At 68.5% G+C, this 11,633-nt stretch carries 11 protein-coding genes; 1 reads left to right on the forward strand and 10 read right to left on the reverse strand.

Annotation, left to right across the window (positions count from 1 at the left end):
* The 9 genes from P3W75_RS13335 to P3W75_RS13375 form a co-directional block, all read right to left on the reverse strand.
* A partial coding sequence (locus P3W75_RS13335) for a PqiC family protein (protein WP_276227827.1) occupies window positions 1-707 on the reverse strand: 707 nt, incomplete at its 3' end.
* Window positions 708-860: 153 nt separating this feature from the next.
* A complete protein-coding gene (gene parC, locus P3W75_RS13340) occupies window positions 861-3,125 on the reverse strand; it encodes a DNA topoisomerase IV subunit A (RefSeq protein WP_276227828.1) in 2,265 nt (754 codons plus the stop codon).
* 7 nt (window positions 3,126-3,132) lie between these two features.
* Window positions 3,133-3,657: a retropepsin-like aspartic protease family protein gene (locus P3W75_RS13345; protein ID WP_276227829.1), complete on the reverse strand. Its 525-nt coding sequence runs from the start codon at window positions 3,655-3,657 to the stop codon at window positions 3,133-3,135.
* A complete protein-coding gene (locus P3W75_RS13350) occupies window positions 3,654-4,664 on the reverse strand; it encodes an esterase-like activity of phytase family protein (protein ID WP_276227830.1) in 1,011 nt (336 codons plus the stop codon). Before P3W75_RS13350 ends, P3W75_RS13345 begins: the two co-directional genes overlap by 4 nt.
* Window positions 4,664-6,562: a DNA topoisomerase IV subunit B gene (parE, locus tag P3W75_RS13355; protein ID WP_276227831.1), complete on the reverse strand. Its 1,899-nt coding sequence runs from the start codon at window positions 6,560-6,562 to the stop codon at window positions 4,664-4,666. The genes P3W75_RS13350 and parE overlap by 1 nt, the downstream gene beginning before the upstream one ends.
* A gap of 25 nt (window positions 6,563-6,587) precedes the next feature.
* Window positions 6,588-7,196 (reverse strand): YqiA/YcfP family alpha/beta fold hydrolase, encoded by a 609-nt coding sequence (locus P3W75_RS13360; protein WP_276227832.1) that lies wholly within the window; start codon window positions 7,194-7,196, stop codon window positions 6,588-6,590.
* Between the two features lie 48 nt (window positions 7,197-7,244).
* Window positions 7,245-8,057: a 3',5'-cyclic-AMP phosphodiesterase gene (cpdA, locus tag P3W75_RS13365; protein WP_276227833.1), complete on the reverse strand. Its 813-nt coding sequence runs from the start codon at window positions 8,055-8,057 to the stop codon at window positions 7,245-7,247.
* Between the two features lie 156 nt (window positions 8,058-8,213).
* A complete protein-coding gene (locus P3W75_RS13370; protein ID WP_276227834.1) occupies window positions 8,214-8,672 on the reverse strand; it encodes a DUF1249 domain-containing protein in 459 nt (152 codons plus the stop codon).
* The gene (locus P3W75_RS13375; protein WP_276227835.1) at window positions 8,663-9,280 is read right to left on the reverse strand and encodes an NUDIX domain-containing protein; all 618 of its coding nucleotides are present in this window, start codon (window positions 9,278-9,280) and stop codon (window positions 8,663-8,665) included. The genes P3W75_RS13370 and P3W75_RS13375 overlap by 10 nt, the downstream gene beginning before the upstream one ends.
* A 192-nt stretch (window positions 9,281-9,472) precedes the next feature.
* Between P3W75_RS13375 and P3W75_RS13380 the strand changes: the two genes are divergently transcribed.
* Complete coding sequence (locus tag P3W75_RS13380) at window positions 9,473-10,228, forward strand: RsiV family protein (RefSeq protein ID WP_276227836.1); 756 nt, start codon at window positions 9,473-9,475, stop codon at window positions 10,226-10,228.
* 95 nt (window positions 10,229-10,323) lie between these two features.
* On the opposite strand, the gene cytX is transcribed toward P3W75_RS13380, so the two are convergent.
* Entirely contained in the window at window positions 10,324-11,601 is a 1,278-nt protein-coding gene (cytX, locus tag P3W75_RS13385; protein WP_276227837.1) for a putative hydroxymethylpyrimidine transporter CytX, read from the reverse strand.
* Between the last annotated feature and the right edge of the window lie 32 nt (window positions 11,602-11,633).

The following is an 11,633-nucleotide window of genomic DNA, read 5'->3' on the forward strand; positions in this document are numbered from 1 at the left end:
CGGAAGACTTCGACGTTGGTGTGGATGGGCACCACCAGCGGCATCTTCGGCCCTTCTTCCTTGGGCTTGGCGGCCTGCTCGGCGGCCTGCGCCTGCTTGCGCTGCGGCGCCGGCTGCTCGGCGGCTACCGCCACCGGGCGCACGTCCTGGGCCAATTGGCCGGCGAGGCGACGCAGCAGGTCGCTCTGCGCGCGAACCTGGTCGGGCAGGCTGCCGTCGTGCTTTTCTTCCTCATGGAAGACCCGGCTGTCGCGCAGCTCGCCCTTCTGGTCGAGCAGGCGCCAGCGCGCGTCCAGCACCGCCGGCTCCTTGGGGCCGGAATCCAGGCGGCTGATGGTCAGCATCACCTGCACCTGCGGGGTGAACCCCGGCTGTTCCGGGAACAGCGCCAGGCGGGTGGTGTCCAGCTTGCTGGAGAGCTGGCGCACCAGCAACTGGCTGACGTTGGTCTCCAGGCTGCCGGCCCAACGCGCCTCGGTGGACAGGTTGAGGATGCCATCAGCCTGGCGCTGGACCATGGATTCACGTTGCAAATAGTCGGCCAATTGCACCGGACCGAGCAGTACGGCTACGCCGTTGTCGCGGGTCGGCACCGGAGCCGCCCCGGCGTCCAGCTGGTACAGCTGGGTCGGCCGATTCACCGTACAGCCCGCCAGCCCCAGGAGGCTGACGAGGGAAAGACATGCGAGGACGCGCAGGGCGCTCATCGTGCATCACCGTTAATTCGCCGACGTTCGGCGTCACTTGCTACAAGAACCATCAAACAAGACGACACTGGCGCCAAGGCGCCAGTGTCAAAGGGACCTATCATCCCCTAACCGGCGCCATAGCTCCAGAGGCAGAGTGTATCGCAGAGCGTTTCAATCCTGAGACAGCGACTCGACCAGCAGCGCATCGACGCGCTGGAAGCCACGCGGCAACTTGTTGCCACGGCGGCCGCGCTCGCCCTTGTAGTGCTCCAGGTCGTCGCCCTTGAGCGACAGCGTGCGCTTGCCGGCCTGCAGCACCAGGGTCGCGCCCGGCGGCAGCACCGCCAGGTCGGTCAGGTACTCCTCGCGGCTGGCCACGCGCTCGCCGGGCACGCTGATGATCTTGTTGCCCTTGCCCTTGGCCAACTGCGGCAGGTCGGAGACCTTGAACAGCAGCAGGCGGCCTTCGGTGGTCACCGCCGCCAGCCAGTCCTGCTCGACGTCGGCGACCGGCCGCGGGGCCATCACCTGGGCGCCGTTGGGCAGGCTGAGCAGGGCCTTGCCGGCCTTGTTCTTGGCCTGCATGTCCTCGCCCTTGACCACGAAGCCGTAGCCGGCGTCCGAGGCCAGCACGAACATCGCATTGTCCTCGGGCAGCAGCACGCGTTCGAAACTGGCACCCGGCGGCGGGGTCAGGCGGCCGGTGAGCGGCTCGCCCTGGCCACGCGCCGACGGCAGGCTGTGGGCCGCCAGCGAGTAGCTGCGCCCGGTGGAGTCGATGAACACCGCGTACTGGTTCGAGCGCCCCGGCGCGGCGGCCTTGAAGGTGTCGCCGGCCTTGTAGGAAAGGCCTTCGGCGTCGATTTCGTGGCCCTTGGCGCAACGCACCCAGCCCTTGTCCGAAAGCACCACGGTGACCGGCTCGGTGGGCATCAGCTCGGTTTCCGAGAGCGCCTTGGCCTCGGCGCGGGCGACGATCGGCGAACGACGATCGTCGCCGTAGGTCTCGGCGTCGGCCAGCAGCTCGTCGCGTACCAGTTTCTTCAGCTTGGTCTCGCTGCCGAGCAGGGTCTGCAGGCGCTTCTGCTCCTTCAGCAGTTCGTCCTGCTCGCCACGGATCTTCATCTCTTCCAGGCGCGCCAGCTGACGCAGGCGGGTGTCGAGGATGTAGTCGGCCTGGATGTCGCTGAGCTCGAAACGCTGCATCAGGACCTGCTTGGGCTGGTCCTCGGTGCGGATGATGTGGATGACTTCGTCGAGGTTGAGGAAGGCGATCAGCAAGCCGTCCAACAGGTGCAGGCGCTTCTCCACCTTGTCCAGGCGGAACTGCAGGCGCCGGCGCACCGTGCCGATGCGGTAGGTCAGCCATTCCTTGAGCAGCTGGCGCAGGTCCTTGACCTGCGGCTTGCCGTCCAGGCCGATGACGTTGAGGTTCACCCGGTACGAGCTTTCCAGGTCGGTGGTGGCGAACAGGTGGGTCATCAGCTCGTCGGCGTCCACGCGGTTGGAGCGCGGGATGATGACGATGCGGGTCGGGTTCTCGTGGTCCGACTCGTCGCGCAGGTCGGCGACCATCGGCAGCTTCTTCGCCTGCATCTGCGCGGCGATCTGCTCCAGCACCTTGGCCCCGGAGACCTGGTGCGGCAGCGCGGTGACCACGATGTCGCCATCCTCGACGCGATACACGGCGCGCATGCGCACCGAGCCACGGCCGGTTTCGTAGATCTTCTGCAGGTCGGCGCGCGGGGTGATGATTTCCGCCTCGGTGGGGAAATCCGGGCCCGGCACGTGCTCGATCAGCTCGCCCACGGTCGAGGCCGGGTGGTCGAGCAGGTGCACGCAGGCCTTGACCACTTCGCGCAGGTTGTGCGGCGGCACGTCGGTGGCCATGCCCACGGCGATGCCGGTGGTGCCGTTGAGCAGCAGGTTGGGCAGGCGCGCCGGCAGCACCGCCGGCTCTTCCATCGTGCCGTCGAAGTTCGGCACCCAGTCCGAGGTGCCCTGGCCCAGCTCGGAGAGCAGGGTCTCGGCGTAGCGCGACAGGCGCGCCTCGGTGTAGCGCATGGCGGCGAAGGACTTGGGATCGTCGGGCGCACCCCAGTTGCCCTGGCCGTCCACCAGCGGATAGCGGTAGGAGAACGGCTGGGCCATCAGCACCATGGCTTCGTAGCACGCCGAGTCGCCGTGCGGGTGGTACTTGCCGAGCACGTCGCCGACGGTGCGCGCCGACTTCTTGTGCTTGGAGTCGGCGTCCAGGCCGAGCTCGCTCATGGCGTAGACGATGCGCCGCTGCACCGGCTTCAGGCCGTCGCCGATATGCGGCAGGGCGCGGTCCATGATCACGTACATGGAATAGTTCAGGTAAGCCTGTTCGGTGAAGTCGGCGAGGGAGCGACGCTCCACGCCTTCCAGGCTCAGATCGAGGGTTTCGCTCATGCGTGCCTCACGGGGAAGTGTTCTGGCGCAGCACCAGGGTGCCGTCGCGCTGGGAGAATTCGAGTTGTCTGAGGGCGCTCATGCCGAGCAGCACCTCGTTGCCGTCCATGCCCGGGACGATGATCGCCGGCACATCGAGCAGCAGGATGTCGCCAAGCTCCAGGCGTTGCAGGCGTGTGCGCCAACCCCGGGTCCGGCCATTGGCGGTGTCGAGGTCGACGGCACCACCGGGTTGCAGTTGCAGGCGTCGAGCCAGGGCTTCCGGCACGGCCACGGCGCTGGCGCCGGTGTCCAGCAGGAAGCTCGCCGGCGAGCCGTCGATCAGCCCGTCGAAGACGTAGTGGCCCTGGCGATTGCCCAGCAACCGCAACTCCACATAGCCGTCGCCGTGCAGCGACTGCGGCTGCGCGTTGGGGTTGTGCTGGCGGTCCTCCCACAGGCCGAAGAAGTGCGTGGCCAGGACAATGCCGGCCAGCCAGGCAAGCAGCATCATGGCCTTGCCGAGACGGCGCCCGGGTTGCGCTTCGCTCATTTGCCACCCAGCCAGCCCTCCGCCGGAGCGGCGAAGCGCAGCACGTAGGGCCGCGCGTCACCATCGGCGCGCGGCTCGTCGCCGTTGTCCAGGCCGATCCAGGCGCCCTTGTCGTCGATCACCAGGGCCTCGGCCACGCCGTAGGGCAGCGCGTAGCGGCGCTGCGGCGCCAGGGCGCCCTCGGCGAACGACCAGCAGCGCTCGGCGGCGCCGCTGGCGGGGTCGCGCCGGCAGATCTGGTGCACCAGGCGCTCCAGGGTGAACAGCTTGCCCTGGTACAGCGACAGGTCGGAGAAATCCAGGGCCAGTGGCTTGTCGCTGCCCAGCTGGGGCGGCGGCAGGGTCGTGCCGCCTTCGCTGAAGAGCACGCAGGCGCCGTCGCATTTCCAGCTGCCGTTGTCGTTGCGCAGGTGCAGCAGGCCACGGCGCTGGCGTTCGGCGGCGAGCCACAGCTGCTTGCCGTCGGCGTCCAGCGCCAGGCCTTCGTAGTAGGCGTTGGTGACCATCAGCAGGCCGGCCGCGCGGGCCTGGCGCAGCAGCGTCGGCGGCAGCTCCAGCCATTGCGCGGCGCCTGCCGGCGGCACCTGCAGGACGCCGGCGTAGGCTTCGCTGACCAGGTAGCGGTTGCCCTTGGCGTCGCAGCTGACGCCCTCGAAGTCCAGGGCGCCGCCACGCAGCAGGCCATACAGCCAGGTGCGCGCGCGGGCGCCCCAGGACAGGCCGCTGTCGGGCAGGCCGGGGGCGTTGAAGGTCTCGGTCTCGGCCGGCCAGACGCTGCCCGGCGTTTCATCCGGACGCAGGCTGTAGAGACGATCGTCGTCACGGTCGGAAACCGTCCACAACACCCCGCCGCACTGCGCCAGCCCCGACAGGTTGCCGCCGTGCATGCCTTCCACGGCGTGCTCGGAGAGGAACCGCAGCTCGGCGCCCTGCCCCACGGCGGGCGCGTCGGCCCAGGCCTGGGCGCAACCGAGCACGGCCGCCAGGGCGGCCAGCCACAAGCGCATCAGGCCAGGACCTCGGCCAGGTTGCCCTTGGTCTCCAGCCAGGACTTGCGATCGCCGGCGCGTTTCTTCGCCAGCAGCATGTCCATGATTTCCAGGGTGCCGTCGCTGTCTTCCAGGGTCAGCTGGACCAGGCGCCGGGTGTTCGGGTCCATGGTGGTTTCGCGCAGCTGCGGCGGGTTCATCTCGCCCAGGCCCTTGAAGCGGGTGACCTGCGGCTTGCCGCGGCGCTTCTCGGCCAGCAGGCGGTCGAGGATGCCGTCGCGCTCGGCGTCGTCGAGGGCGTAGAAGACCTCCTTGGCCAGGTCGATGCGGTACAGCGGCGGCATGGCCACGTAGACGTGCCCGGCTTCCACCAGCGGGCGGAAGTGGCGGACGAACAGCGCGCACAACAGGGTGGCGATGTGCAGGCCGTCGGAGTCGGCGTCGGCGAGGATGCAGATCTTGCCGTAGCGCAGCTGGGTCAGGTCGGCGGCGCCGGGGTCGACGCCGATGGCCACGGCGATGTCGTGCACTTCCTGGCTGGCCAGGACTTCGCCGCCATCCACTTCCCAGGTGTTCAGGATCTTCCCGCGCAGCGGCATGATCGCCTGGAACTCCTTGTCCCGCGCCTGCTTGGCGGAGCCGCCGGCGGAATCGCCCTCGACCAGGAAGAGCTCGGCGCGCATCGGGTCCTGGCCGGCGCAGTCGGCCAGCTTGCCGGGCAGCGCCGGGCCCTGGGTGATCTTCTTGCGCTCGACCTTCTTGCCGGCCTTGAGGCGGCGGCCGGCGTTATTGATGGCCAGCTCGGCCAGTTGCAGGCCCAGCTCGGGGTTGGCGTTGAGCCACAGGCTGAAGGCGTCCTTGACCACCCCGGAAACGAAGGCCGCGGCCTCGCGGGAGGACAGGCGTTCCTTGGTCTGCCCGGAGAACTGCGGTTCCTGCAGCTTCATCGAGAGCACGAAGGCGATGCGCTCCCAGACGTCTTCCGGGGCCAGTTTCACGCCGCGCGGCAGCAGGTTGCGGAACTCGCAGAACTCGCGCATGGCGTCGAGCAGGCCCTGGCGCAGGCCGTTGACGTGGGTGCCGCCCTGGGCGGTGGGGATCAGGTTGACGTAGCTTTCCTGCAGCGACTCGCCACCCTCGGGCAGCCACAGCAGGGCCCAGTCAACCGCTTCCTTGCTGCCGGCCAGGCTGCCGCAGAAGGGCTCTTCCGGCAGGCGCGGCAGGTCGACCACCGAGTCGACCAGGTAGGAGCGCAGGCCGTCCTCGTAGTGCCACTCGACGCGCTCGCCGCTGGACTTGTCCTCGAAACTGACCAATAGGCCCGGGCAGAGTACCGCCTTGGCCTTGAGCACGTGCTTGAGGCGGCTGACGGAGAACTTGGCCGAATCGAAGTACTTGGCGTCCGGCCAGAAGCGCACGGTGGTGCCGGTGTTGCGCTTGCCGACCGTGCCGACCACTTCCAGGTCGCTGGACTTGAAGCCGTCGGCGAAGGTCATGCGGTATTCGTTGCCGTCGCGCTTGACCCGCACCTCGACCAGGGTCGAGAGCGCGTTCACCACCGAGATGCCGACACCGTGCAGGCCACCGGAGAACTGGTAGTTCTTGTTCGAGAACTTGCCGCCGGCGTGCAGCTTGGTGAGGATCAGCTCGACCCCCGGCACGCCCTCTTCCGGGTGGATGTCCACCGGCATGCCGCGACCGTCGTCGATCACTTCCAGCGAGTTGTCCTCGTGGAGGATCACCTGCACGCTCTTGGCGTGGCCGGCCAGCGCCTCGTCGACGGAGTTGTCGATGACTTCCTGGGCCAGGTGGTTGGGCCGCGTGGTGTCGGTGTACATGCCCGGGCGCTTGCGCACCGGATCGAGGCCGGAGAGGACTTCGATGGCTTCTGCGGTATAGGCGTTCTGCTGGGCCATGGGGTCCCTTTTCAGTCAGAAGATGTCAGTCAAAGATGGAGAAATCGAGGTCGTGCCAGAGGTTCGCCGGCACCTCGGCGAACGCCAGCAACGCCGGCAGGCGGCGGGCGAAGCCCTGGAAGCTGTGGTCGCCGCCGGCCTCGATGCGCAGCGCGCAGGCCCGGTAGAAGACCGCCGCCACCTTGTAGTCGAGGGTCTCGTCGCCGGTCTGCAGCCACACCTGGTAGCGATCCGGGTCGACCGGCGGCGGCGCCTGGAGCTCCGCCAAGGCGTCGACGTGGTCCTGGGTCAGCTCCCATTCTTCGCCGCTGTAATGGTTCTTCTGCGGCCCCAGGTAGCCGTCGAAACGACCGTGGGGCAGCACCGCCGGATTGATCAGCAGGGCTTTGAGGCCGTGCCGCTCGGCGAGATGGGTCGCATAGTAGCCGCCCAGCGAACTGCCGACCAGCAAGGGTCGCTCCAGCTCGCCGATGGCCGCCTCCAGCTGCGCCATGGCGCGCCGGGGGTGGTGGTGCAGTTCGGGGATGCGCAGGCGCCCGCCCAGGCCCAGGCGCTCCATGACGGCCAGCAATTGGCGCGCCTTGTGCGAGGCCGGCGAACTATTGAAGCCGTGGATATAGAGGATGTCGGTCATGGAGCGGGAGGCTACAAGCTGCGAGCCGCTGGCTGCAAGCCGGAAAGATCAGTAGCCCCTGACGCTGTAATCCACCTGGAAATCGATGCCGGTGACGCGCGACACGCCGGTCTCCAGCGCGCCGTCGGGGAGCAGGCGCAGCCAGCGGTAGCCGGGGGCGCGGGTGTCCACGCCGAAGTCCTCGCTGCCGGGGGCGAACTGTACGCAGGTGGACGGCGAGGCCAGCAGGCGCACATCGCCACGCAGGGTGTCGAACTCCTGGTGCACGTGACCCCAGAGCAGGCAGCGCACCTGCGGGTGGCGATCGAGCACGGCGAACAGGTCCTGCGGGTTGCGGATGCCGATGCGGTCCATCCATTGGCTGCCGATGCTCACCGGGTGGTGGTGGAAGGCCACCAGCACGTGGCGGTCGCGCGCCTCGCCGAGGGCGCGGTCGAGCAGTGTCAGCTGCTCGGCGGCCATCTGCCCGGGCACGGCGCCGGGGATGGTCGAGTCGAGCAGGATGATGCGCCAGGCGCCCAGGTCCACCACCGGGTCGAGCAGGTCGGCGTCGGCGACGACTTCGCGCATCGGCGCCAGTTCGTCGTGGTTGCCGGGGAACCAGCGCGCCGGGGCCGGAATGCTCGAGCTGAGTTCCAGGAAGCGTCGATAGGACTCTACGGAACCATCCTGCGACAGGTCGCCCGTCGCCAGCACCAGGTCCACCTGCGGCTGCTCATCCAGCACCTGTTTCACGACCTGCGCCAGGCTGTCCGCAGTGTCCATGCCAAGCAGCCGGCCATCGGGCTCGGCGAACAGATGGCTGTCGGAGAGCTGCACCAGCAGTACGGGCTTATTTGAGGAAGATTCTTTCGCAGGCAATGCGCCTTCTCCTGTCAGGCGAGGCGACGACGGTGAAGGAAGTATGGTGACAGGCCCGCCATCGGGCAAACCGGGAAAGAGTCACAGTTCACAGTATGACCGAGGCCTGTCAGACGAATGACATCATATCATGTCACTCGGCCATCATTCACCCGCTCAGCGCTGCAGCACCGGCTCCAGCTCGTGGCCGCAGGCCAGGCAGTGGCTCAGCCACTCGCCGAGGAACAGGTTGAGCTGGCTCTTCTCGTCCGGCTGGTGCATGGCCTGGTTCGGATAGGGATAGATCGCCAGCAGGCGACGCGCCTGCTCGGCGCCGATCACTTCGGCCATGCGCGCATCGTGGTACACCCGCACTTCCAGGCGCGGCGCCGGCAGCCAGGGCAGGCCCAGTTCCTGGCGCACCTGCAGGGTGGTGGTATAGGGGCAGGCCTCGATCACTTCCAGAGCCAGCACGCCGAGCAGGCGCTCGCCCTCGCTCAGCGCCACGCGGCGCTGCGATTGCACTTCGCGCATGTCCGGGAGCAGGCGCATCAGACGCAGGTAGTTGGCCTCGCAGGTGGCCTGCAGGCCGACCAGATCGACGCGGTAGCGGTCGCGCAGCAGGTTCACACCCATAACCCACGGACCTCGGCTCGGTTCAGCGCCAGCCATTGCAGGGCAAGCATGCTCGCCGCGTTGTTGATGCGGCCATCGCGCAGCGCCTGCAGGGCGTCTTCGAACGCCACGACATGGACGCGGATGTCCTCGCCCTCCTCCTCCAGGCCATGGATGCCCGACGCCCCGGCGCTGTCGCAACGGCCGACGAACAGGTGCACCAGCTCGTTGCTGCCGCCCGGCGAGGGCAGGTACTGGGTGATCGGCCAAAGCGCGCCAAGGGTCAGGCCGGCTTCTTCCACCGCCTCGCGGCGCGCCACTGCCTCGGGCTCCTCGTCCTTGTCGATGAGCCCGGCGACCAGCTCCAGCAGCCAGGGGTTGACCCCAGCCTCCATGGCGCCGACGCGGAACTGCTCGATCAGCACCACTTCGTCGCGCTGCGGGTCGTAGGGCAGCACGCAGACGGCGTCGTGGCGGACGAACAGCTCGCGGCTGATCAGCGGCCCCATGTCGCCGGCGAACTGGCGATGGCGCAGGTGCAGACGCTCGATGCGATAGAAGCCACGGAAGCACTCCTCGCGCCGGGTGATCTCCACATCGTTAGGGCCTGCCTTGAAGGTTTCCGCCATCCCACTGCTCTCGCTGATCGGTTGAACTTCGCGCCATCCTAGCGCGCCACCGTGCCCGACGCAGCCTCTTTCAGCCACCGCCCGGCGGCGAAGGCAGCGACGCTGCTACACTCGGCGACGCGGCGAACCCGCTGGCGCGATCCTGGTCGAAGCCGCGCGCCCGATCCCGCCGGACACGCAAGAAGGAATCCCATGCACCTCGTGAAAATGCTCGCCACCGCCACCCTGGCGCTGTCGCTCTCAGGCTGCCAGAGCCTGTTCGGCCCGGGCCTGGGCGACCCGCTCAGCGCCCGCCACACCAGCTTCGAACATCAGCAGCCGGGCTGCCAGGGCGAGCAGTGCCCTCTGTTCAATCTAGACACCCTGAGCTTCGACGACGAGCCGGCGCTCAACGCAGCCATCGAAAAGCAGCTGCTCGACCTCACCCGGGAAACCCCGGACTCGCCGCGCGCCGCCAGCCTGGCCAGCTACGAGAAGCAGTTCCTCGACGGCGCCGAGCCGGGCTGGAGCAGTTACCTGCAAGCCAAGGTACGCGAGCAGCATGACGGCCTGGTGATCCTCGAACTGTCCAGCTACGCATTCACCGGCGGCGAATACGGCAAGCCGGGGCGCGCCTTCATCAACTACGACCGCCGCCTGCACAAGGTGCTGGAGCTGCAGGACGTGCTGTTGCCCGGCCAGGAGCAGGCGTTCTGGGACAACGCGCGCCTGGCGCACCAGGCCTGGGTGGTGCAGAACAAGCTGGTCGAGCAGGACCCGAACTTCATCAAGGACTGGCCGTTCCAGCAGACCCCACACTTCGCCCTGACCTTCGGCGCGCTAACCCTTAAGTACGACATCGACCGCATCGCGCCGCACTCGGTCGGGCACCCCGAGTTGAAGATTCCCTATCCGCGCCTGAATGGCATCGTGAAGCCGTATTACTTCCCCGGACGCGGGGCGCAGTAAGAGCATCGCGGACGGAGTCCGCTCCTACAGTTCACCCTGAGGCATGGTGTTTCCTGTAGGAGCGGACTCCGTCCGCGAATCGCCCGTCAGGCCGCTCAGGCCTTCGCGCCGAAGCGCCCCAGCGCCAGCTGCAGCGCGCCCGACACCAGCAGCGCCGGCAGGGTCGCGCCCAGGTCCGGGGCGTAGTTGGCCAGCAGGTGGTAGGTCGCCACACCACCGGCCCAGGCCAGCAGCGAGCCCCAGCGCAGGCCCGGGTGGATGTCCGCGCCGGCGCGGCGGCGCAGCAGGAAGTGGTCGACCAGCACCACGCCGAACAGCGGGGCGAACACCGAGCCGATCAGCAGCAGGAAGTTCTGGTACTGCGCCAGCGGCGCGAACCAGGCGATCAGGGTGCACAACACGCCGATGATCAGCGCCAGGCGCTCGACCTTCAGCGGCACCAGGATGCCGCTGGACACCGCCGCCGAATGGATATCGGCGAAAGCCTTCTCCGACTCGTCGAGCAGGATCAGCAGCAGCGGGATGCCCATGCCGGCGCCGGCCAGGGCCAGCAGCAGGGCGTTGGCGTCGCTGCCCTGGGCGAAGGCCAGGGTGTAGGCCACGCCCAGGCCCATCAGCCAGAAGCAGCCGATGAAGAAGCCCAGCGCGGCGCCGCCGAACACCTGCCCGGCGCGCTTGCCGAAGCGCGAGTAGTCGGCGATCAGCGGCAGCCACGACAGCGGCATGGCGATGGCGATGTCGAAGCCCACGGCGAACGACAGCGAGCCGTCGCCGGCCTTGGCCCAGAGCGCGGCCAGGTCGGCGCGGCGGAACAGGTCGAAGGTCAGCCACACACAGGCCGCGAGCAGCAGCCAGATGCCCCAGCGGCGCAGCACGCGGCGGACGAAGGCGAGCGGGCCGGCGACCGCCAGCAGCGTGGCCAGGGCGCCGAACACCAGGGTCCAGAGCGCCGGGCTGGTCCAGGCGCCGCCTTCGCCGAAGGCGCGGCCGGCCAGCAGGCTGGCGGCATCGCGCATGACGATGATCTCGAAGGCGCCCCAGCCGACCAATTGCAGCAGGTTGAGCAACGCCGGCAGCGCGGCGCCGTGGCCACCCAGGCTGAGCTTGAGCGAGGCCATGGCGGAGAGCCCGGTGTCGGTGCCGATCACCCCGGCGCTGGCCAGCAGCAGGACGCCGACCAGGGTGCCGAGCAGGATCGCCCCCAGCGCGCCGGCCAGGCCCAGGCCGGGCGCCAGCAGCGCGCCGGTCTGCAGCACCATCAGGCCGATGCCGAGGGAGAACCACAGGGAGAACAGGTCGCGCAGGCCAAGCACGCGCTGGGCGGCGCCGACGGCGACGGCGGGTGAGTAGTTGGTTGCAGTGGTGGTGGTCACGATGTGCGCAAGGCTCTGGGGTTATTGGGATG

The sequence above is a fragment of the Pseudomonas citronellolis genome (assembly GCF_029335315.1).
Classification (GTDB): domain Bacteria; phylum Pseudomonadota; class Gammaproteobacteria; order Pseudomonadales; family Pseudomonadaceae; genus Pseudomonas; species Pseudomonas citronellolis_A.

Coding starts and splice junctions, on each gene's coding strand:
- parC (WP_276227828.1), bottom strand. CDS start 3,125: ATGAGCGAAACCCTCGATCTGAGCCTGGAAGGCGTGGAGCGTCGCTCC.
- P3W75_RS13345 (WP_276227829.1), bottom strand. CDS start 3,657: ATGAGCGAAGCGCAACCCGGGCGCCGTCTCGGCAAGGCCATGATGCTG.
- P3W75_RS13350 (WP_276227830.1), bottom strand. CDS start 4,664: ATGCGCTTGTGGCTGGCCGCCCTGGCGGCCGTGCTCGGTTGCGCCCAG.
- parE (WP_276227831.1), bottom strand. CDS start 6,562: ATGGCCCAGCAGAACGCCTATACCGCAGAAGCCATCGAAGTCCTCTCC.
- P3W75_RS13360 (WP_276227832.1), bottom strand. CDS start 7,196: ATGACCGACATCCTCTATATCCACGGCTTCAATAGTTCGCCGGCCTCG.
- P3W75_RS13370 (WP_276227834.1), bottom strand. CDS start 8,672: ATGGGTGTGAACCTGCTGCGCGACCGCTACCGCGTCGATCTGGTCGGC.
- P3W75_RS13375 (WP_276227835.1), bottom strand. CDS start 9,280: ATGGCGGAAACCTTCAAGGCAGGCCCTAACGATGTGGAGATCACCCGG.
- P3W75_RS13380 (WP_276227836.1), top strand. CDS start 9,473: ATGCACCTCGTGAAAATGCTCGCCACCGCCACCCTGGCGCTGTCGCTC.